Origin of the sequence: Brumicola pallidula DSM 14239 = ACAM 615 (assembly GCF_000428905.1) — a bacterium.
GTDB lineage: Bacteria > Pseudomonadota > Gammaproteobacteria > Enterobacterales > Alteromonadaceae > Glaciecola > Glaciecola pallidula.
Genome location: NZ_KE386814.1, coordinates 163,198 through 184,579 on the forward strand (window position 1 = coordinate 163,198; position 21,382 = coordinate 184,579).

Here is a 21,382-nt window from a genome sequence, read left to right on the forward strand (position 1 = left end):
TAACACGAGACATAAGGGAGAGTAATTTCCAACTGCAAAAAGTATTACTCTCTTTTTGATAGCAAAATAACCATGGCAACGCCTCCCAAAATACTGATAGACGCTAGCGCTATTCTAATACTCACTTCTTCGCCCAACCAAATAACACCACCGACTGTTGCTATTACCGGCACAGTCAATTGCAGTGATGCGGATGAAGCCGCTTTTAACAAGGGAATAACCGCATACCATATTGCATAGCCGATCCCTGATGTAATGGCACCTGACGCTATAGCAAATAATATACCTTGGGTAGATATCGACATACTGTTGATGAAAACAAGACTGAGCAGTAAGGTAATTATTGATGCCCTAATAAAGTTTTCAGCCGTCGATTGGCTTGGGTTAAGGACGCGTTTTCCTAAAATAGAGTAAACACCCCAAGCGATACCTGCAACGACCATCAGCACAGCGCCCAATAAAGGAGGTGCACTGATACCGGGTAAAAATAGATAAACAAGGCCAACCAGTGCCATGGCAAAACCAAACCATTGGCCAAAACTAAATCGAGAGCCTTTGACTAAGGCATGCGACAGCATGGTAATTTGAACCGTTGCGAACAGGATCAACGCGCCCGTACCAGCAGGTAAAGTAATATACGCAAACGAGAATCCAGCGGCATAAACAAACAATGATAGGCCGCCCGCCCAGCTGCTTTGTCTAAGTGAAAATAAACGGGCTGATTTTATTAAAAATGCTTCTGGATTAACGGACTTTTTGTTTACGCTCAACTCTGCAGGGTCTAACTCATGTGCTATATTTAGCGCTGAACTGTCAGTACGGTTATCGGCAAATGCTGTTTTCTGAACCATTAACTTTGGAATGGAAATTAACAAAATAGACAACATTAACGCGCCACTGAACAGCCGTACTGATGTGAAGCTAGCAGGGTCAATGCTGTCTTGTTCCAGAGCTAAGCGACACAAAACTGAATTTCCGGCAAACGCTAACATGGCGACAAATGTACCTACAATTAACCGAAAATTCATAACCTTAGCGCTTCGCCTTAAAGCAGTATTCCATTAATTCGATAATGCTGATTATGCTCAAATTTGATGTCACATAATCAGCAAAAATTAAACGCTAGATATAGTCAAATTGCTGATCTTCAACTGCCATTAGATCGTCGGCAGCAGATAATACAACCGATTTATGTATATCCTTTCTAGGCAGTAAACGTTTCATGTAAAAATTACACGTATTGGCTTTACCCCTAGCCACATGCTCATTTGATGAATGCTCAGCAGCGCTGGCCATATCCAGCCACAACACACCCAGCAAAGAATAAGCACTGTAATGCAAGTAATCAGTTGCAGCACCTGCGATATCCTCTGCTTTTGTGCCTAGTAATGCTTGAGACGTTTCATTCCATTCTTGTAATAAAGAGACCGCTTGGGCTTTTCTTACACTATCTGTCATGGTCGCAATGCGTGACGACAATAGAGTAAAAGTAGCTTGCTGCATGTCGCCACCATCGCGTGTTAACTTGCGACCAATCAGGTCAGCAGCTTGAATACCATTGGTACCTTCATAAAGTTGGGCAATGCGCGTGTCTCTTACTAACTGTTCCATGCCCCATTCGCGCACGTAACCATGACCGCCGTAAACTTGGATGCCAATATTAGTGACTTCTGTGGCCATGTCGGTCATAAAGCCCTTACAAATAGGGGTCAAAAAAGCAATCACTTTTTTTGCTTGTTCATGGCGTTCATCGCTGGTGTATTTTTCAACGTCCATTTGCTGTGCATAAAGCATGGCGAGAGCTCTGCAACCTTCTGTCAGGGCTTTTTGAGTGAGTAGCATTTTTTTCACGTCTGGTTGATGTAAGATCGCATCAGCTTTTTGATCTGGTTGTTGCACACCCTGTGGAGCTCTTGATTGCAGGCGATCACGTGCATAGGATAGTGCTCCCTGATAAGAAGCCTCTGCGGCACCTAAGCCTTGCAAACCAACTTGGAATCGAGCGTCATTCATCATAGTGAACATGCAAGCAAGTCCTTTATTTTCCTCGCCAACTAGCCAACCTTTCGCGCCATCGTAATTCATAACACAAGTTGGACTTCCTTTAATTCCCATTTTCTTTTCGATGCTGCCCACACTGACCGCGTTTTTCTCGCCCGGTTCAGCATTTTCATTCAATAAGAATTTAGGTACCAAAAATAGACTGATCCCCCTCACACCAGCAGGTGCATCGGGCAACCTGGCCAGCACCAGATGTATAATATTGGTAGTCCAATCGTGGTCTCCACCGGTGATGAAAATTTTATTCCCAGTAACTGAATAAGAACCATCGTCCTGAGGTATTGCTTTTGAATTCAACAACGCTAAATCGGTTCCAGCATGAGGCTCTGTTAGATTCATGGTACCTGTCCATTCACCACTAATAAGCTTGGATAAATACAGCGTTTTTAATTGCTCAGTTGCATGTTTGTCTACAGCAAGTACGGCACTTTCTGTCAGCATAGTGGTTAAACGCCAGCTCAGGTTTGCCGCATTGAGCATTTCATGAACCGGAATAGCAGCAGTATAGGGAAGGTCTTGTCCATCGAAATCAGGGTTACCCAACATGGCATTCCAACCGTTTGCAATATACTGCTTATAAGCCTGCGCGAATCCTGTCGGTGTTGTCACTGAGCCGTTGACTAACTTACAGCCTTCTTCATCGCCTTCACGGTTAAGTGGAGCGACTGCTTCTTCTGCAAATTTAGCTCCTTGAGCAATAATTTCGTTGATTAATTCTGAATCCATCCCTTCGGCACCGATACTTAGATAATGCTGGTCAATTGCTAACCAGTCGTTCAATAAAAACTGGATATCTGCGGTGGGGGCTTTAAATTGCGGCATAGGAACTCCGGAGTATGCTAATAAAAATATAAAAATATTGCGGTAGCAATAAAATACGCGAAAAATAAGAAAAAGACGACTACTCAGGTGAATTTTGTTGTGATAGTGCTAGATATTACCGAGATTGACTATCAATTGTCCTACTTTGTTCACCTTTCGTTATGACAAAGCCATCTCTGTAAATGACGAGGTTATCTGGTTGGCTCCAAACATCATGTCTCGTGTCAAACGGATTGATAAATTCAATTTGCTGAATATCACTATCAGTCCAACTTGGCGGCTCGATTGGTCCATCTTCACTAGTAAAACCACCACTGAGTCCGCAGGAAAATAACATTATCCCGGATTGCGTCACACCGAGTAGCTGATCAACTTCAACATTAAATCCCGTTTGCTCCCAAGTATATCTGTGTGCCGTACATTGTGCAGATTCTTGAGAAATAGGGTCGCCGAAAGGAAGATCGTATTGACCAGTGGAACGATGCTTAACAACTAAAAGTGTATCTTGCACTCTAATCAGACATCCCGCTGGGCCAGTATAACCAGCATTAAAGGCGTTTGCTATGCGACATGTGGGCGAAGGCGGCGGTTTTGTGCACCCCATTAAAACGAGAGTGCATATAAATGTCAGAAGTTTCAATCCGGTGTTCAACATTTTCAGTATAAATAAGGTATAAAAGCAAACACTAAAGTGCAATCAAGTGAGAATCAAGCGATTCGACAAAGTAAGTGTAAGATTTCGTGTCTATGACTATATGAATCGACTAATAAAACTTATACTGACGCCGAAAATCTTTCTTGAAATTCAATAGGAATAGTAATGACTAAGTTTATTAAGTTTTCTCCACTGTTAATTGGCGTTGCGGCACTTGTCGGCTTCGTCATTTATCTTAATTTGCCAGCTAAAAATATAACAGCGCCGCAGCGCGGTGGTGGTGGTGAAACGGCTGTTGTTAGCGCCAAAGTCGAAACTCAGGCATTCCCTATTACTGTGGAAGCGTTAGGCACCGCAGTGGCTAATGAATCAGTAAACTTAACTGCACAACAGGCAGAAACCGTAAAGTCAGTATTGTTTGAAGATGGTGACATTGTAAACAGAGGGCAGTTGCTGATTGAATTAAGCGACCGAGAAGAAAAGGCTCGTGTGAATGAACTAGCAATTAATATTGCAGAAGCAAAACGCCAATTGAACCGAATTAAAGGTCTAGCAAAACAGAGCGCGGCCTCAGAACAATTATTGGATGAACAAAGGGCCCGTGTTGATGCACTTGAAGCCCAAAAAGACGTATTGGATGCACAGTTATCAGAATTACAGGTTCGTGCACCATTTGCTGGTCGCTTAGGGATCCGCCAAGTGAGTATTGGTAGTTTAGTGCGCCCCGGTGATGTTATTTCAACGCTAGATGACTTGAGTATCTTAAAGGTAGATTTTAGTATTTCTGAGTTACACTTTGCTAGTGTGGCAAACGGTCAAAGTATCGTTGCTACTTCAATCGCGTATCCGGGAGAGAGCTTTACAGGTCTAATTACTAGTATTGATTCACGTATTGATCCCGTTACTCGAGCTATCCAAGTTAGAGCGCAAATACCCAATGGTGATTTGAAATTACGCCCCGGTATGTTGTTACAAATTAACGTTGAAAAACGTGTTGTTGATGCACTTGTTATCCCGGAGAGTGCTTTAGTACCAGAAGGCGAGTCACAGTTTGTGTTTGTTATTGACGACGAAGGTAAAGCACGTAAAACCAAAGTTGTTATCGGTCAAAGAAAGCCGGGTTGGGTCCAAATTCTCGATGGAATCGACGCGGGTCAAGAGGTGATCGTTGAGGGGACGTTAAAAGTGCGTGATGGCAGTGGGGTGAAAGTTGTTTCACCGGCTTCTGTTGCCCGCAAAGATTAGGAGGCTTTATGTTGCTATCTGATGTCTCTGTTAAACGTCCTGTTTTTGCATCTGTTGTGAATCTTATATTGTTGGTATTTGGCATTGTCGCGATTAGTTTCCTCTCGTTGCGTGAGTACCCTGATATTGACCCGCCAATAGTATCTGTAAATACCAGCTATCCAGGTGCTTCCGCTGAGATAGTTGAAACTCGGATTACGCAGCTGTTAGAAGATCGGATTAGCGGTATTGAAGGAATGAAAAACATGACTTCTTCTAGCCGCAATGGTCGCTCTAGTATCACCATTGAGTTTAATTTAAGTCGCGACATTGATGCAGCTTCTAACGACGTGCGAGAAAGAGTCTCACGTGCGCTGGCCAACTTACCTGATCAAGCATTACCGCCAGAAGTATCTAAATCAAACAGTGATGAAGACGTAATTGTTTGGTACAACTTGCGTAGTACTAACTTAAATACAATGGAACTAACCGACTACGCTGACAGGTTTATTGTTGACCGTTTGTCCACCGCTGATGGCGTAGCGCGTGTTCAAATTGGAGGCGGAAGAACATATGCTATGAAGGTGTCGGTTGATCGCAATGCGATGGCCGCTCGTGGTATTACCGTCGGTGATATTGAACGAGTGATACGCTCTGAAAACGTCGAGCTTCCGGCTGGGCGCGTTGAATCAAATGAACGTGACTTTGATGTGCGAGTAGCCAGGTCATTTTTAACCCCGACTGATTTTGCTAATTTGACCATTAAGGCCGGCTCTGATGGGTTCTTAATTCGCCTCTCAGAAGTCGCAACGGTTGAGTTGGCAGCGGAAGATGATGAAACTGATTTCCGTGGTGACGGCGTTAATATGATTGGTTTGGGTATCGTAAAACAATCGAAGGCTAATACCTTAGATGTTGCTAAAGCAGCGAAAGCCGCAATCAAACGTATCGCAGATACATTGCCTAGTAATATCTATTTTGTTGAAAGCTATGATTCATCAGTGTTTATTGAAGAATCTATAAACGAAGTTTATAACACCTTAGCTATCGCTATGTTTATGGTGATCGTCGTTATCTATTTATTTTTAGGAAATATCCGCGCAACCTTAATACCTGCCATAACCGTTCCTGTCTCCCTAGTCGCTGCATTCATCGTCATGTATATACTCGGCTATTCTATTAACTTGTTGACGTTATTAGCGCTGGTCCTAGCCATCGGTTTAGTTGTGGATGATTCTATTGTGGTACTCGAAAATATTTATCGCCGAATAGAAATGGGCGAGCCACCAATACTCGCTGCTTACAGAGGTGCCAGAGAAGTCGGTTTTGCCGTCATTGCAACTACGTTAGTGCTTGTATCGGTATTTTTGCCGTTAGTCTTTTTGGAAGGAAATATCGGTAGACTATTTACTGAATTCGCTATAGCAATTACAGCCGCAGTGGTTTTCTCTAGCTTTACAGCATTGACCTTGTCGCCAATGCTAGCGTCGAAGTTATTAAAGAAAAGAGAGCGTAGCTCTGGGTTTGGAAAGTGGATTGATGTGAGCTTTAAGAAGTTAGAGCTAAAATACTACAACACTTTAACTACAACCATTAAACAGCCTATTATGATTCTATTGATGGTTGTTGTTAGTATTGTGCTTCTGGTGCAATTACAAAGCAAAATTCCAGAAGAGTTTGTACCCAGAGAAGATCGTGGAAACTTCTTTATATTGATGCAGGCACAAGAGGGTGCCAGCTATGAGAGCAATGCACGTAATCTGAAAGTTATTGAAGAAATTTTACTACCCTATAAAGAATCAGGCGAGGCTAAACGTATATTGGTAAGAACGCCAGGTTTTGGTGGTTCAGCCGGTATTGCTATCGTCGGTGCGGCTGATTGGAAAAGCCGAGAGCGTTCAACATTTGATTTAATGAATGAAATTAGTGGCAAACTCTCGCAAATCCCAGACGTCAGGGCGTTTGCGGTTATGCGTTCAGCGCTTGGTGGAGGAGGTTTAGGTCGACCTGTACAATTTGTTTTGCAGGGAAATACGTATGAAGAACTAATCACGTGGCGTGATATTGTCATGCTTAAAGCGGCTGAAAACCCGAAGTTATTGCGTGTAGATTCAGACTACAAAGAAACATCACCACAATTATTAGTTAATATTGATAGAGATAGAGCGGCCGATTTAGGTGTGTCTATTTCCGAAGTCGGGCGTACATTAGAAACGATGCTCGGCCAAAGGCGTGTATCAACGTATTTAGATCGTGGTCAAGAGTATGATGTCGTTTTAGAGGGTAACGAGGCCGACTATCGAAGTCCAAGCAGTATAGACAACATCTATGTGCGTTCTGATAGAACGGGGCAGTTGATACCAATGGATAATCTTCTGGATATTTCAGAACGAGCGACGTCTAACACACTGAATCGTTATAACCGCATGCGTGCGATCACTATTAGTGCTAACTTAGCCGATGATTATACTGTGGGTGAAGCATTGGCATTTCTTGAGAATATAGTGGCAACTGAATTACCCATCGGCGTTTCAATAGGCTACAAAGGTGAATCTCAACTTTATCAAGAGTCTGGGTCATCGTTCATTTTTATATTTGCATTGGCTTTAGCGGTCACCTACTTGGTTTTGGCTGCTCAGTTTGAAAGCTGGATCCATCCCTTGGTCATTATGTTGACGGTACCATTAGCATTAGTGGGGGCATATGTTGGCCTTTATTTGGCTGACATGTCGATCAATATATATAGTCAAATTGGATTAGTTATGCTCATAGGGCTCGCGGCCAAAAACGGCATACTTATTGTGGAATTTACGAACCAGTTAAGAGATGCCGGGGTCGAATTTGAAGAAGCATTGAAGAAAGCCTCAATGTTACGGCTACGTCCGATTGTAATGACTGGCTTTACGACCGTTTTTAGTGCGCTCCCTTTAGTTTTAGCTGCAGGTCCAGGATATGAATCACGAGCAGTTATCGGCATGGTTATTTTTGCTGGTGTTATTTTCTCAGCCTTTATGACATTGTTTATTGTTCCTACGGCGTATGCATATCTAGCAAGAGGAACAGGATCCCCCGAGAAGCGCGCCAGAAAACTCAAACAACTTGAAGCTGAAGTGCCTTACAAGAAAGGGGAAAACGAGCTTAAGGACGAGGCGGGTATGCCTAAGTAGATGGCTATTGAATTGCTTGAACTCGTTATTAACTAGTGTTGTTCAGCGTCAAATAGACTAATTAAGCAAAGGTGCGCTGTTAAGGCCCACCTTTTTCTATGCTCTGCGAATTCGAAAATGTTTAATTAAGATATTTAAACTAGACACACCTGTTAAGTAAAAATCAGCAAATAGGTGTGTCTAGTTTTAGCAAATAGGTGTGTCTAGTTTTAGATTAAATTGATGTTTTTTGATTTTATAAAGGATATAAAAAAAGCCCTAATTTTACTTAGGACTTTGATTTTTATGCTCAGCTAGCGAATGCTTACTATTCGTCTAAGAAACTTCTTAGTTGCTCAGAACGGCTAGGGTGGCGCAGCTTACGTAGTGCCTTAGCTTCAATTTGTCTGATACGTTCGCGAGTAACGTCGAACTGCTTTCCTACTTCTTCCAAAGTGTGGTCAGTGTTCATATCAATACCAAATCGCATTCTCAGTACTTTAGCTTCACGTGCCGTTAGCCCAGCCAATACTTCTTGAGTCGCGTTCTTCAAGCTACCGCCAGTGGCAGAGTCAAGAGGCTGTATAATGGTACTGTCCTCAATGAAATCTCCCAAGTGCGAGTCTTCATCATCACCAATAGGTGTTTCCATGGAGATCGGCTCTTTGGCAATCTTGAGCACCTTGCGGACTTTGTCTTCCGGCATCAACATACGTTCTGACAATTCTTCCGGTGTTGGCTCTCTACCCATTTCTTGCAACATCTGACGTGAGATACGATTTAATTTATTAATCGTCTCAATCATGTGCACTGGGATCCGGATAGTTCTTGCTTGGTCAGCAATTGAGCGCGTAATTGCTTGTCGTATCCACCAAGTGGCATAAGTTGAAAACTTATAACCGCGACGGTATTCAAATTTATCAACCGCCTTCATCAAACCAATATTACCTTCTTGGATGAGGTCCAAAAATTGTAAACCACGATTCGTGTATTTCTTCGCGATTGAGATAACCAAACGTAGGTTTGCTTCTACCATCTCTTTCTTCGCACGGCGTGCTTTAGCTTCGCCAATCGACATTCTGCGATTAATGTCTTTAATGTCTGGAATAATTAAACCAGTTTCAGCTTCAACAGCATTCATTTTGCTCACACTACGTTCAATTTCTTCCTTAAATTCAAGAAGCTTTTCAACGTATGGTGCTTTGCCTTCTAATGCTTTGTAAAGCCAGTCTGTGCTAGTTTCGTTACCCGCAAAGGCTTTTATAAAGTCCTTTTTCGGCATTTTTGCATTCATAACACAATATTTCATAATCAAACGTTCTTGAATACGAACTCTATCCATCATGCCGCGCATGTTTTTAACCATACGGTCGAATTGCTTAGGTATTAAACGAAACTCTTTGAATACTTCACTAAGCTCATGTATTTCTTTACGTGATGCTTTGTGTGAGCGTCCTTTTACTGCAATTACACTCATTACTTTAGTGTATTGCTTACGCAATGCAGTAAACTTTTCACGTGCTAGTTCAGGGTCAACGCCAGTGTCTTCTTCTTCCTCTTCCTCGTCGTCTGAATCGTCGTCTTCATCATCAAGTTCTTTTTGAGATAATTCAGATCCAATATGCGTCGCCGTAGGTGCTACATCCTGCTCGTTAGGGTCAACAAAACCGATGATAATATCGCTAATGCGAATCTCTTCAGCTTCATATAAATCCCACTGATCAAGCAGATAAGTAATCGCTTCTGGGTATTCCGCGACTGAGCACTGAACTTGGTTAATACCATCTTCAATGCGTTTAGCGATTTCAATTTCGCCCTCGCGTGTTAGTAATTCAACCGTACCCATTTCGCGCATGTACATGCGGACAGGATCGGTTGTGCGGCCGATTTCGCTTTCAACTGTGGCTAGCGCTTGAGCAGCGGCCTCAGCAACGTCTTCGTCGGCAGTTGATTCTTGCATAAGTAATTCGTCAGCGTCTGGCGCTGATTCGGAAACCTTAATCCCCATATCGTTGATCATGCGAATAATATCTTCAATTTGATCAGAGTCAACAATGTTTTGAGGAAGGTGGTCGTTTACTTCGGCAAAGGTTAAGTAACCTTGGTCTTTGCCTTTTGCAATCAGGAGTTTTATCTGGGACTGCTTGCTTTGCACAATATACCTTACACTTAATTAGGAGTTGTTAAACGCGAATAAGCTACCTTACAAAAACTAGCTTATTTTCAACCCGTTAAACGATACCAAGGATATAAACCCTCAGCTTACTTTATCGTAGCGTTTGCGAATTCATCAGTCTAACACGAAACGACTACTTTTGACTACATCTTGTTGTTTTCTTGCTTCAATTAATATGGGCTCAAATTGGCTCTTTTCAAGTGCATGCTTGATTATATTTTGGAACGTGAAAAGCCTCAAACCCACTAATTTCAGATACATTATTTATGCACTTGTTTAATATATCAGCTATCTCAATCAAAACAGAATGACTATCTATATTGGACTAAAAATAGCTGCGCATTTGGAACTATTAATGCAACTTCTTCATTAACAAATTTAACTCTTGTTGCTCTTGTTCGGTTAATTCTGAAAATTTTGTTTTTGCGTTTAATTCATCAATGCGTGCTCTGAAGTGCCATTTAATTAAATTTTTAAAGCAATCCTTATAGAGTATTTTTACGTTAGTGTCCAAAGCCACAACATCACTCTCTAATAGCTGAGAAAGGTGCTTGATATGCGGGTGCTCACGAAACGCTTCCAGCACCATACCTGTATTTGCCTTCGGGTTTTTATAACAATAAGAATGCAAATCAATCAGTAAGGGGATCCCCGAAATTGCTGTATTTTTAAGTGGTGTTAGTTTCACATTCGGGCACTCTGAGGCTAGGCTTGGTGAATCCATCAGTAATCTGAGCATCATACGAAGCGGTGATTGCTTTATTCTTTGAGGAGCTTGGTAATCAATCTTTCGTGGTGCCTTGCGACTATTCGCATTTTTAATGTCTCGAGCTAATGTTTCTTTAGCTTCTTCACCAAATAATTTACTAAGATCGAACATCAATAATTCGCGCTGATTCTGACCTTGAATTTTCCCTATCAAAGGCATTGCTTCTGCTTTTAGCGCAGACTTTCCTTCATTAGAACCAACAGAATGTCGTTGCAACAAATTATCAAAAAAGAATTTTGATAACGGTACAGCCTTGCTTAACAAATCCTCGAACGCCTCTTTTCCTATCTTTCTAACCATTGTATCGGGGTCTTCACCATCGGGCAGAAATAAGAACTTCATACCCACGCCGTCTTTTAAAAATGGCAGGGCGTTTTCAAGTGCGCGCCATGCCGCCTCGCGACCGGCTCTGTCACCGTCATAACAACAAACAATTTCAGCCGTCGATTTGAACATGGCTTGAATGTGTTCAGGTGTGGTTGCGGTGCCTAATGCGGCAACAGCATAATGGATGTCAAATTGACTTAATGCCACCACATCCATGTATCCTTCAACCACCAATAAGCGCTCAAGCTTGCGATTATTCTGGCGTGCTTGATACAAACCGAAAAGCTCAAAGCCTTTGTGAAATATGGGTGTTTCTGGGCTATTTAGGTATTTAGGGCCATCGTCTTGCATGACGCGCCCGCCAAATCCAACAACGCGGCCTCGCTTATCTCTAATTGGAAACATAACGCGGTTGCGGAAAAAATCAAAGCGACGTTTATTGTCATTCTCTGAAATCAACTTTAGCTCAAGTAGCCGTGATTGCTTATGCTCATCAGTGCCAAACGTTTTTAATACCGAATCCCACTCGGGTGGTGCAAAGCCCATGTCCCATGCTTTGACAACATCGCCGCTCAATCCTCGACCCTTTAGGTATTCGATGACTTCAGGCGCTTGAGAATGGTGCTTCAACTGATGCTGAAAATATCGAGTAACCGACTCCATTAATTGATAGTCATGTTCACGCTGACTTTTTTGTTGGGCAGTCGGTGCTGGTGCTCCGCCCTTTTCTCGCGGAACATCAACCCCGTAGGTTTTTGCAAGTTCCTCTATTGCTTCTGGGAACTCTAAGCGGTCGAACTCCATTAAGAAGCTCACCACATTGCCTTTTGCGCCACAACCAAAGCAATAATAGAACTGCTTATCCTGACTCACAGAAAAAGAAGGGCTTTTTTCATTATGAAAAGGACAACAGGCTTGATGATTTTTACCTGCTTTCTTGAGTTTTACCCGCGCATCAATAATATCGACAATATCACTTCGAGCGATAAGATCATCAATGAAGTCGCGAGGAATACGGCCAGCCATATATCTAAGCTAATTTAGCTTTAATACTACCGCTCAATGCACCCATGTCAGCGCGGCCAGTTACTTTCGGCTTTAGCCAACCCATCACTTTACCCATGTCCTGCATCGATGCAGCACCAGTGGCGGCCATTGCATCGTCAATTAATGCATTGATTTCGTCGGCAGTTAATGGCTGTGGTAAGTATTTCGTTATAACGACGATCTCTGCTTCTTCAATGTCTACTAAGTCTTGACGACCCGCAGCCCTGAATGGCGTAATAGATTCATTGCGCTGCTTAACCATCTTGGTCAATATAGCAAGAACATCGGTATCGTTTAACTCGATACGCTCATCTACTTCGCGTTGTTTTACCGCAGCAAGAGCCATTCTCAATGTTTTTAGCGTCAATTTGTCTTTGGCGCGCATTGCATCTTTTTGAGCTTCTTTTAATGTTTCTAATAAAGTCATCGTTATATTCCCCTGATATATTTGCGGTTGGCAGAAACAAAAACGGACGTCATAAAGACGCCCGTTTTGAATTTAATTGGTTCGAGACCAGTTAAGTTCTGCTCTACAAGTTAGTACAATCTGACTCGACGTGCGTTCTCGCGAGCTAACTTCTTCATGTGACGCTTTTTAGCAGCAGCTTTCTTGCGCTTGCGTTCCCAAGTTGGCTTTTCAAAAAATTCGCGACGGCGAACTTCAGATAGTACACCCGCTTTCTCACATGAACGTTTGAAGCGTCTTAGCGCAATATCAAACGGTTCGTTATCTCTTACTTTCACGATTGGCATTAATTCATCACCTTAAGATGTTTTATCTACCAGGTATGTTTTATTACCCGGGCTTAAAAATGGTGCGGAATACTAAAACTTTTACAATTACTTGTAAAGAGATTTAGTAGAAAAATATTTGCGTTACTTGGTTTTCCGACAGCGATGCGCAGTATATACTAGCAAATCACCGATTGCACTGTGATCGTTGGCTATTTTAGCGCTTTTTTGATTGTTACTTCGTAAGTAACTGAAACCATTACAAAGCTATTTCAAGCGCATATTTCAAGCGCATATTTCAAACGCGTATTTCAAACGCGTATTTCAAACTGGTATTTTAAAAGCGTATTTCAAAACGTCTTTTAAAGGATTATTTTTTTACTGAGTATTTACATGAAAATTCTAGGCATCGAAACATCCTGTGACGAAACAGGTGTGGCTATTTATGACACTGACAGTGGCTTGTTATCTCACGAACTCTACAGCCAAGTTAAATTGCATGCTGATTACGGGGGCGTTGTGCCTGAGCTAGCATCTCGCGATCACGTTCGAAAAATTGTGCCTTTAATCAAGCGCACGATTGCAAGCGCTGGACTCAGTTCGAATGAGATTGACGGTGTTGCCTTTACGCGTGGGCCTGGCTTAGTAGGGGCATTGCTTGTGGGGTCTTCAGTGGGTCGCAGTTTAGCCTACGCTTGGGGAGTGCCTGCGGTTGGTGTACACCATATGGAGGGACACTTACTGGCCCCAATGTTGGATGATAATCCGCCACCATTTCCCTTTATTGCTTTGTTGGTGTCTGGCGGCCACAGCATGATTGTCGATGTTCAAGGGATTGGTCAATACACCGTTCTAGGTGAATCATTAGATGATGCCGCGGGAGAAGCATTCGATAAAACAGCAAAGCTCCTTGGCCTCGATTATCCTGGCGGTCCTTTGTTAGCAAAGTTAGCTGAAAAAGGCCAACCCGGTCACTACAAGTTCCCTAGACCTATGACTGACCGTCCTGGTTTAGACATGAGCTTTAGTGGATTAAAAACATTCGCAGCAAATACAATTCGAGCTTGTGATGGCGCCGACCAAACAAAAGCCAACATTGCTTATGCATTTCAAGACGCGGTGGTGGATACGTTATTGATCAAATGTCAGCGTGCATTAAAGCAAACCAATCAAAAACGTTTAGTGATTGCTGGCGGTGTTAGCGCAAATAAGCAGCTTAGAGCCACGTTACAAGATTTGAACCGCCGTAAGGGGATCGACGTGTATTATCCTGCTTTTGAATATTGCACAGATAATGGGGCCATGATCGCGTATGCAGGAGCGCAACGTTTATTAGCCGGTGAGTCTGAAGGTTTGGATACGAAAGCGATGCCAAGATGGCCTCTGGATTCTCTACAAGCTATATAATAGATTTTAGGCGGACCACAAGACGCTTTCGCTTAAATTATTGAGCTAAAATGACTAATGAAATATGGTCGCAATCTTACGTGAATTAGTTAATTGCCTTCGGTATGTATACTGTTTTCACATTATTCATTAACGTTGCCCTTTTTCCATATTTTACTTTCTTTACCGCCAAGTAGGCGTCTAATATTATCTCGATGCTGCCAAATGATCAGGGCCGACAACATGATTACGGGATAGACGTAGTCAGGCTTAAAAAGCAGGGTGTAAATAGGAGCAAGCGTGACGGTAACGATAGCAGCGAGTGATGAATAGCCGGTCAGTATAACGACTAATAGCCATGTTCCTAGCAATAGGCCAGCTAAATTAAAGTCTAAGGAAATTAAACATCCTAAGGCAGTTGCTACGCCTTTACCGCCTTTGAATTTAAAAAATACGGGGTACATGTGGCCGAGGCAAGCAGCGATAGCAATAACACCAATCGATATAGCATCAACACCGAATAGAAACGCCGCATAAACACTCACGGTTCCTTTCAATATATCAAAGACTAAGACGATAACCGCAGCGAAAGGGCCTGCAATACGCAAAACATTAGTTGCCCCGGGATTTCCTGAGCCCTGAGTTCGTGGGTCGCCTTTACCAAAAAGATAGCTAACCATAATCGCACTGGACACGGAACCTAACATATATGCGGCAAAAATCATCATCAGCGTGAATGAAATCATATACTTGGTCCCTGTGTTGCGGTTACACTTAATCATACATTACTAGAAGGTGAAAAAAATCGCTAGCCGATTAAGTTATTGTCATGGATTTAGTTAAAATACAGGGCTTAACCGTCCACGCACTTATTGGTGTTTTTGAGTTCGAAAGGCACGCAAAACAGAGGCTCATACTGGATGTCGATATGGTTACTGACCTAGAGTTGGCGGCCAGTACCGATGATGTCAACAATACGATCGACTACGGCAAGGTTGCTCAGCGCTTAGCTGAGCTCGCTGATGGGTCGTCCTACTTTTTACTCGAAGCGTTGGCAAAAGAAATGCTCGATATGATATTTGCAGAATTCAACCCGCAAAAAGTCACGCTCACTGTTAACAAGCCGGATATTCTAAAAGAAGCGGTAAATGTCGCTATTAGTATGACCAGAGAGCGCAGTTAGTGTCTCATTTTATACTTATTAGTGTGGGCTCTAATATCGATAAAACGGCGAACACCAATGCCGGGCTTAATGGCATTGCTGAGGCTTTTGACAATGTGCAGCTTTCGCCAGTCTATGAAAGTGAATCTGTTGGTTTTAAAGGCGATACATTTTTTAATTTAGTCGTGTCTGCTCAAACTGATGCCAGCGTTAAACGAGTTTGTGAAATACTAAAAAAAATTGAAGATGAAAATGGTCGAATTCGAGGAACGCAAAAATTTGCACCGCGAACCCTCGACCTCGATTTATTGATCTTTGATGAGCGTGTCATCGATAAGCCTATTATTTTACCCCGTGATGAAATTCTCTATAATGCTTTTGTATTGAGGCCGCTAGCTGACTTAGTACCAAAGCACATTCATCCCGTGGTGAAAAAAACTTATCAAACCCTATGGCAGCAGTACGACAAGCAAAAACAAAACTTGTGGGTTGCTGACTATGCGTGGAGCAATACCCGGAAATGACGTTTTTTGAAATAATTATTCTTGCGATAATTCAGGGTTTAACTGAATTTTTACCTATTTCTAGTTCCGCTCACCTTATTTTACCCGCCGAAATTCTAGGTTGGCGCGAGCAAGGTTTGGCGTTTGACGTTGCTGTGCATGTGGGTAGCTTACTTGCAGTTATGATTTATTTAAGAAGTGATATTGCAAAGCTAACTGTTGCTTGGTTTTCGACTGGCTTTAGTCGCCAACAAACAACAGAAAGTAAGTTAGCTTGGTGGATAATTGTTGCTACCATTCCAGGTGTCATTTTTGGTTACTTAATGAAAGATTTTATTGCCGAAAATTTACGCGTTGCAATCGTCATCGCAATCACGACTATCGTATTTGGTTTATTACTTTGGTATGCGGATATAACCGCAAAACAAACAAAAAAGATTGAAAATATTGGTCTCAAAGAAGCTGTTATCATTGGCTTGGCTCAAGCGGTTGCAATTATTCCAGGCACGTCTCGTTCAGGTATTACTATGACCGCGGGACTCATGCTTGGACTGGACCGAGAAAGTACGGCAAAATTTTCGTTTTTACTTTCCATACCGATCATTTTAGGTGCCGGTTTGTTTTCGGTATTGGGCTTGTTAGAAAGTGTCGCTAAAGTCAACTGGAATGAGTTGTTTTATGGTGCTGCTTTTTCCTTTGTTGCTGCTTATTTATGTATATTCTTGTTTTTAAATTGGATTTCTAAAATAGGAATGTTGCCATTCGTTATTTATCGATTGGTATTAGGTTTCGTATTGTTATACATAGTTTTGGGTTAATTTATATACCCAAATTAGTCAATCGTTTACCAAAAGGGCTGTTAGTATGAATGACACGATATTTACAAAAATTATTAATAAAGAGATCCCGGCCGATATATTGTTTGAAGACGACAGGGTCATCGCCTTTAAGGACATTAACCCACAAGCGCCAGTGCACTTCTTAGTTATCCCGAAAAAGGCGATCGCTACCACCAATGATATTGTTGCTGAAGACGAAGCACTCATCGGTTATATGCATCGCGTTGCAGCAAATGTCGCAAAAGACTTAGGTGTCGCAGAGCAGGGATTTAGAACAGTAATGAATTGTAATCAAGATGGCGGGCAAACGGTTTACCATATTCATTTGCACGTTTTAGCAGGGAAAGCATTGGGATGGCCTCCTTATCAAGAACGATTAAAAGGGTAAACTAATTCATCAGTTTGAAGCGATTAGTCACAATTTTCAGTTGTACAGTGATGCAATCAAACCAACGGTAAAATGTCATCAGAGTTTTGCTAACGTAGTTAAGCAAAATATAAAATTATAAGGTTTTATTTACATGTCAACTCAAAATGCACTGTTAACTATTTTAGTCGAAAAAATTAACAACGATACTTTGGTGTTACCAACGCTTCCTGCAATTGCATTGAAAGTAAGAAGATCGGCTGACGATCCCAATATCAATTTGAATGGCATGGCTGACGTAGTAGGTCTTGATCCGTCGTTGAGCGCTCGGATGATTAAAATTTCCAATAGTGCCTATTTAGGTCGTACCGTTAAGGTAACTTCTACCACGCAAGCGGTAACTCGAATTGGTCTAAATCAAGTCAAGAATATTGCCACCGCTTTGGCGATGGAACAACTGTTTGTTTCGAAAAATGAAACTGTTAAAAAATACATGACGAAAATGTGGAATGACACTGTCGATATTGTAGCAAATGCGATGGCGGCTATGCTGACTTATCAAGCTGCGACAGGTAAAAAGAACCTGAGTTTAGATACCATGACACTTTCTGCATTGGTAGCTAATATAGGTGCATTACCGGTATTAACTGAAGCCGAACGTCATGACAGTGTTTTTGCCAATCCAACTTTCCTTGATGTAGCTATCCAGAAACTGTCCGGTCGCATTGGTGGCAGTATTATGCGTGAATGGCAATTTAATGAGGTTTTTATTCAGTGCGCAGAGCATTGGAGAAACTTAGAGTTCACTGAACCAACCATTGACTATATTGATTTCGTTCGTATAGGCGCGGCATTATCAAATCAAGCAGACAATGGTGATGAAATCCTAACGCTAGCACAACAGAAAGGTATTTTTGCTGATGTTGAAATTTACCAGTCCCCTGAGTTTGCGGAAATTAGAGATAATGCAAAAGCTATCTTCGCGTAAATGCCTCTACTGAGTCGGATCTTGAATTATCAACTGAACATTCGTTGACTGATAAATTCAGGAACTTAAAATATATAATTATAAAAGCTCAACGTCTGTTGGGTTTTTTTTTGCATTAAGGGTTTGCAGCCGAAAAGTAAAATACAGTCATATATATTATCCATGGTCTGAAAAAACAGACGGGATTATTAGTCAGTTCCGGGGAGCATAAATGAGGAGTGTTCTTGTTGGTATTGATATTAATTACTTGCGTGTCACTGGATGGCGAGAGATAGAAAAAGCTGCCTTTCTCAAGCTCTCACCATGTCAGGATTTGCTGGGAACTATCCTGTTCCGAATTTCTGCTCTATAGAGAGACGGCTTTCCCTGCAAATTGTTTAGCAAATGTTTTGATATCTTGATTGTTGCAAATGATATTGAATCTTTGCATGTCATGCTTCTCTAAAGCGACATCAACACCAATCAGCACTGCATCTAAACAAATTTGTGATTCAAGCGATTCATCAGTAACAAATTTAACTTTTCTTATGTTTTGTGTTTGTTCTTGGTCTGCTTGTTTAAATGTTCTTGCTGTGCGAGCTAGCGACTTGCCGTTGCAACTTAAAATAGCAGTGAAACGGTCAAAGTTTTCAGTGCTCTCTCGCACTAGTTGGTAAGCGGCTTTTAAGCTTTCAGTTGCTGCGGTGTAGCACACTTTAGTTTCAAATGTATTGTCTGCCGGACGAAGTTGCACATTCGTTGCTGAAACAGAAGCGCTAAATGTGATTGTCGCAATAGCGATCGAGGTGAATAAAGTTTTCATATGAGTATCCCAGTAATAATATTGTGCAACAACATTGTTGCCATATAAATAATACTGATTTACATAAAGAGATCTAGCTATTTTGTAATAAAATTACAAAATAATTGATTTTCGTATCTTATTTAACGTTAAAATGTAATTAAATTACTGTATTTTAACAATTGATACTCATTAGTCACCAAGTTTTAACAATATAAACATAAGATGCGAATGCTTTTTACTGCACGTATTTAGTGACTTTGAGCTGTTTTGGTGAGGTTTTACACTTTCTTTCTGCACTACATTGGTGTGATTTTAGAGTACTGAAACAAAAGTGTAATAAAATTACATTTTTAGGCTGACCTAGCGATCAGCCTCATACTTATATCTTTATTATTCCGAATCGACTTCAAATATTTTGCGAAGAGCTTCAGCAAATTCGACGACTTCAGAAGACATTAGTGTAAAATCAGCATCCAGCTTCACGTTGAGTTCATCTTTAGGGATATCTTCATTTTGTTCTTTTACGACATCAGTGAATTTCAAACGCTTTATAGATAAATCTTCGGCGATGATACAGGTGAGTCGGTCCTGCCAAGCAACGCTTAATTTTTGAACTAACATACCAGATTGCAAATGCGCTAGTATTTCAGCCGCATCTAGGTCTTGTGATTTACACCTAATTACGGCGCCATCTTCTGACGGTGACTTGAACTCAGCTTCATCCAGTATTTCGATTTGCTCAGGTGCGTCTTGAAGAACCCAAGACGTTAGAATTTCTTGTTTGCTGCTTTTTGCAAAAGGAACAACGGGAAGTGAGCCAATACACTTTCTAACACAAGACAGAAAAGCTTCAGCTGCACCATCAGAGCTGGCATCTACGACAACAAGGTTATTCTCGGGTGAAATGAACCCGTGGGTGACACTGTTTTTAGTGAATGCTTGAGGAAGTAAACGGTGAACAATTTCTTGTTTCAAATCTTGTTGGGATTTCTTCGGAACAGGTGAACCTGTTTCAGCCTCAATTTGTGCTACTTTTTCAGCTAATTCATTGTTAATCACTGAGGCTGGCAATATTCGTTCTTGTTTTTTGAGCACTAACCAATAACGATTAGCGGTTTTTTGAAACAACATGTCGCTATTTCTAAACGGTGATGTCCACCCCATAGTAGCAATATCTTGAGAACCGCAGGGACGAAAAGACATACTTTCTAACTGAGTTTGAAGTTGTTCTTCGGTGAGTTCTAACGAGTTTGTTAGTTGATATAATTTAAGATTTTTGAACCACATAGTTATTCTAATAATTACCGATAAAAAAAGTGGACGCACTCTACCAATCTGCACGCCGATGGTCAAAAGCAATTTCCGCAAGGCACTGAAAAAGGACACACCTATATGAGTTCAAATAGGTGTGTCCTTTTTCAGTGTCTTTTTCAGTGCTTTTTGAATGGGTATTGCAGATTTCAGTTGGTCACGCTAGTTTTGCCTGAAATAGGTGTGTCCTTATTCTTGTGGTGGGGTAATATCAGATGTCACAAATTTTGGTGTTGGCGCAACTAAACGCTAAAATATGGTGTCTATTGGACGTTTTTTTGATTATTTTTAGAATAATTTGGTTGTTTTGCTAATTCTTTTAGTTATTTAATAAAACTGTCACAGAATACTTTAATAATGGCGGTCAATTAATTATGTCACGAGTTAAATCTATGTCTCGCACAATTTTGTTAGTTGAAGATGAAGCACCCATCAGGGAAATGCTTACTTTCGTGTTAGAACAAGCTGGTTTTAATGTTGTCGAAGCCGAAGACTTCGATGTTGCATTAGAAAAAGTAAAAGAACCGTATCCTGATCTGATACTCCTTGACTGGATGTTGCCAGGTGGTAGTGGTGTTCAATTGGCAAAAAAACTAAAACAGCACGAATTTACACGTGAAATCCCTGTGATTATGTTGACTGCTCGAGGCGAAGAGGACGACAAAATTAGAGGCTTAGAAGCGGGTGCCGATGATTATGTCACCAAGCCGTTTTCGCCAAAAGAGCTAGTCGCTCGCATCAAGGCTGTTATGCGCCGCGTGACTCCAACTTCAAAAGAAGAGCCAATCGAGTTTAATGGCTTGATATTGGAACCTATTTCGCATCGCGTAACGGCCAATGGCGATCCTTTAGATATGGGGCCAACCGAATTTAAGTTATTGCATTTTTTCATGACCCATCCGGAACGCGTTTACAGCCGGGAGTTGTTACTAGATAATGTATGGGGTACTAACGTTTACGTGGAAGACCGCACGGTTGATGTGCATATTCGTCGTCTTCGCAAAGCCTTATCACAACATGGCCACGATGCCATGATCCAAACTGTCCGTGGCGCAGGATATCGCTTCTCGAATAAGATTTAAA

19 protein-coding genes are annotated in these 21,382 nt (G+C 41.6%); 9 read left to right on the forward strand and 10 right to left on the reverse strand.

What is annotated here, in order from left to right:
• Window positions 1–44 precede the first annotated feature (44 nt).
• The 3 genes from G399_RS0111610 to G399_RS0111620 form a co-directional block, all read right to left on the reverse strand.
• The gene (locus tag G399_RS0111610) at window positions 45–1,028 is read right to left on the reverse strand and encodes a DMT family transporter (protein WP_026843680.1); all 984 of its coding nucleotides are present in this window, start codon (window positions 1,026–1,028) and stop codon (window positions 45–47) included.
• 94 nt (window positions 1,029–1,122) lie between these two features.
• Window positions 1,123–2,883 carry an acyl-CoA dehydrogenase family protein gene (locus tag G399_RS0111615; protein WP_006013739.1) on the reverse strand — a complete coding sequence of 587 codons (1,761 nt, stop codon included), beginning with the start codon at window positions 2,881–2,883 and terminating at the stop codon, window positions 1,123–1,125.
• 115 nt (window positions 2,884–2,998) lie between these two features.
• Entirely contained in the window at window positions 2,999–3,394 is a 396-nt protein-coding gene (locus G399_RS0111620; RefSeq protein WP_148277456.1) for an NUDIX hydrolase, read from the reverse strand.
• Between the two features lie 309 nt (window positions 3,395–3,703).
• Between G399_RS0111620 and G399_RS0111625 the strand changes: the two genes are divergently transcribed.
• Together G399_RS0111625 and G399_RS0111630 are read left to right on the forward strand one after the other, a co-directional pair.
• A complete protein-coding gene (locus G399_RS0111625; protein ID WP_006013742.1) occupies window positions 3,704–4,783 on the forward strand; it encodes an efflux RND transporter periplasmic adaptor subunit in 1,080 nt (359 codons plus the stop codon).
• Window positions 4,784–4,791: 8 nt separating this feature from the next.
• Window positions 4,792–7,929: an efflux RND transporter permease subunit gene (locus G399_RS0111630; RefSeq protein WP_006013743.1), complete on the forward strand. Its 3,138-nt coding sequence runs from the start codon at window positions 4,792–4,794 to the stop codon at window positions 7,927–7,929.
• Between the two features lie 307 nt (window positions 7,930–8,236).
• On the opposite strand, the gene rpoD is transcribed toward G399_RS0111630, so the two are convergent.
• The 4 genes from rpoD to rpsU all read right to left on the reverse strand — a co-directional run bounded on the left by rpoD (window position 8,237) and on the right by rpsU (window position 12,980).
• On the reverse strand, window positions 8,237–10,066 hold the full coding sequence (rpoD, locus tag G399_RS0111635) for an RNA polymerase sigma factor RpoD (protein WP_026843682.1): 1,830 nt from the start codon (window positions 10,064–10,066) through the stop codon (window positions 8,237–8,239).
• A 370-nt stretch (window positions 10,067–10,436) separates the two neighbouring features.
• The gene (gene dnaG, locus G399_RS0111645) at window positions 10,437–12,206 is read right to left on the reverse strand and encodes a DNA primase (RefSeq protein WP_006013746.1); all 1,770 of its coding nucleotides are present in this window, start codon (window positions 12,204–12,206) and stop codon (window positions 10,437–10,439) included.
• A gap of 4 nt (window positions 12,207–12,210) precedes the next feature.
• Window positions 12,211–12,654: a GatB/YqeY domain-containing protein gene (locus G399_RS0111650; protein ID WP_006013748.1), complete on the reverse strand. Its 444-nt coding sequence runs from the start codon at window positions 12,652–12,654 to the stop codon at window positions 12,211–12,213.
• A gap of 110 nt (window positions 12,655–12,764) precedes the next feature.
• Complete coding sequence (gene rpsU / locus G399_RS0111655; RefSeq protein ID WP_006013751.1) at window positions 12,765–12,980, reverse strand: 30S ribosomal protein S21; 216 nt, start codon at window positions 12,978–12,980, stop codon at window positions 12,765–12,767.
• 372 nt (window positions 12,981–13,352) lie between these two features.
• Between rpsU and tsaD the strand changes: the two genes are divergently transcribed.
• A complete protein-coding gene (tsaD, locus tag G399_RS0111660) occupies window positions 13,353–14,366 on the forward strand; it encodes a tRNA (adenosine(37)-N6)-threonylcarbamoyltransferase complex transferase subunit TsaD (RefSeq protein WP_006013752.1) in 1,014 nt (337 codons plus the stop codon).
• 122 nt (window positions 14,367–14,488) lie between these two features.
• Here the strand turns inward: tsaD and plsY are convergent, their stop codons facing one another.
• On the reverse strand, window positions 14,489–15,091 hold the full coding sequence (plsY, locus tag G399_RS0111665; RefSeq protein WP_006013755.1) for a glycerol-3-phosphate 1-O-acyltransferase PlsY: 603 nt from the start codon (window positions 15,089–15,091) through the stop codon (window positions 14,489–14,491).
• A gap of 83 nt (window positions 15,092–15,174) precedes the next feature.
• Here plsY and folB point away from each other — a divergent pair, with 83 nt between their 5' ends.
• From folB to G399_RS0111690, 5 genes are all read left to right on the forward strand, one after another.
• Window positions 15,175–15,528, forward strand: a complete 354-nt coding sequence (folB, locus tag G399_RS0111670; RefSeq protein WP_006013757.1) for a dihydroneopterin aldolase — start codon at window positions 15,175–15,177, stop codon at window positions 15,526–15,528.
• Window positions 15,528–16,031 (forward strand): 2-amino-4-hydroxy-6-hydroxymethyldihydropteridine diphosphokinase, encoded by a 504-nt coding sequence (gene folK / locus G399_RS0111675; protein WP_006013760.1) that lies wholly within the window; start codon window positions 15,528–15,530, stop codon window positions 16,029–16,031. The genes folB and folK overlap by 1 nt, the downstream gene beginning before the upstream one ends.
• Complete coding sequence (locus G399_RS0111680; protein WP_006013761.1) at window positions 16,028–16,828, forward strand: undecaprenyl-diphosphate phosphatase; 801 nt, start codon at window positions 16,028–16,030, stop codon at window positions 16,826–16,828. Before folK ends, G399_RS0111680 begins: the two co-directional genes overlap by 4 nt.
• Before the next feature lie 46 nt (window positions 16,829–16,874).
• Window positions 16,875–17,237 carry a histidine triad nucleotide-binding protein gene (locus tag G399_RS0111685; protein WP_006013764.1) on the forward strand — a complete coding sequence of 121 codons (363 nt, stop codon included), beginning with the start codon at window positions 16,875–16,877 and terminating at the stop codon, window positions 17,235–17,237.
• A 133-nt stretch (window positions 17,238–17,370) separates the two neighbouring features.
• Entirely contained in the window at window positions 17,371–18,204 is an 834-nt protein-coding gene (locus G399_RS0111690) for an HDOD domain-containing protein (RefSeq protein ID WP_006013767.1), read from the forward strand.
• 346 nt (window positions 18,205–18,550) lie between these two features.
• Here the strand turns inward: G399_RS0111690 and G399_RS0111700 are convergent, their stop codons facing one another.
• Both G399_RS0111700 and rdgC read right to left on the reverse strand, forming a co-directional pair.
• Window positions 18,551–19,006: a hypothetical protein gene (locus G399_RS0111700; RefSeq protein WP_006013770.1), complete on the reverse strand. Its 456-nt coding sequence runs from the start codon at window positions 19,004–19,006 to the stop codon at window positions 18,551–18,553.
• A gap of 372 nt (window positions 19,007–19,378) precedes the next feature.
• Window positions 19,379–20,275: a recombination-associated protein RdgC gene (rdgC, locus tag G399_RS0111705; RefSeq protein WP_026843683.1), complete on the reverse strand. Its 897-nt coding sequence runs from the start codon at window positions 20,273–20,275 to the stop codon at window positions 19,379–19,381.
• A gap of 416 nt (window positions 20,276–20,691) precedes the next feature.
• On the opposite strand from rdgC, the gene phoB reads away from it, so the two are divergent.
• Window positions 20,692–21,381, forward strand: a complete 690-nt coding sequence (phoB, locus tag G399_RS0111710; RefSeq protein WP_006013774.1) for a phosphate regulon transcriptional regulator PhoB — start codon at window positions 20,692–20,694, stop codon at window positions 21,379–21,381.
• Window position 21,382 lies beyond the last annotated feature (1 nt).

Coding starts and splice junctions, on each gene's coding strand:
- G399_RS0111610 (WP_026843680.1), bottom strand. CDS start 1,028: ATGAATTTTCGGTTAATTGTAGGTACATTTGTCGCCATGTTAGCGTTT.
- G399_RS0111615 (WP_006013739.1), bottom strand. CDS start 2,883: ATGCCGCAATTTAAAGCCCCCACCGCAGATATCCAGTTTTTATTGAAC.
- G399_RS0111625 (WP_006013742.1), top strand. CDS start 3,704: ATGACTAAGTTTATTAAGTTTTCTCCACTGTTAATTGGCGTTGCGGCA.
- G399_RS0111630 (WP_006013743.1), top strand. CDS start 4,792: ATGTTGCTATCTGATGTCTCTGTTAAACGTCCTGTTTTTGCATCTGTT.
- dnaG (WP_006013746.1), bottom strand. CDS start 12,206: ATGGCTGGCCGTATTCCTCGCGACTTCATTGATGATCTTATCGCTCGA.
- G399_RS0111650 (WP_006013748.1), bottom strand. CDS start 12,654: ATGACTTTATTAGAAACATTAAAAGAAGCTCAAAAAGATGCAATGCGC.
- rpsU (WP_006013751.1), bottom strand. CDS start 12,980: ATGCCAATCGTGAAAGTAAGAGATAACGAACCGTTTGATATTGCGCTA.
- tsaD (WP_006013752.1), top strand. CDS start 13,353: ATGAAAATTCTAGGCATCGAAACATCCTGTGACGAAACAGGTGTGGCT.
- plsY (WP_006013755.1), bottom strand. CDS start 15,091: ATGATTTCATTCACGCTGATGATGATTTTTGCCGCATATATGTTAGGT.
- folB (WP_006013757.1), top strand. CDS start 15,175: ATGGATTTAGTTAAAATACAGGGCTTAACCGTCCACGCACTTATTGGT.
- G399_RS0111680 (WP_006013761.1), top strand. CDS start 16,028: ATGACGTTTTTTGAAATAATTATTCTTGCGATAATTCAGGGTTTAACT.
- G399_RS0111685 (WP_006013764.1), top strand. CDS start 16,875: ATGAATGACACGATATTTACAAAAATTATTAATAAAGAGATCCCGGCC.
- G399_RS0111690 (WP_006013767.1), top strand. CDS start 17,371: ATGTCAACTCAAAATGCACTGTTAACTATTTTAGTCGAAAAAATTAAC.
- G399_RS0111700 (WP_006013770.1), bottom strand. CDS start 19,006: ATGAAAACTTTATTCACCTCGATCGCTATTGCGACAATCACATTTAGC.
- rdgC (WP_026843683.1), bottom strand. CDS start 20,275: ATGTGGTTCAAAAATCTTAAATTATATCAACTAACAAACTCGTTAGAA.
- phoB (WP_006013774.1), top strand. CDS start 20,692: ATGTCTCGCACAATTTTGTTAGTTGAAGATGAAGCACCCATCAGGGAA.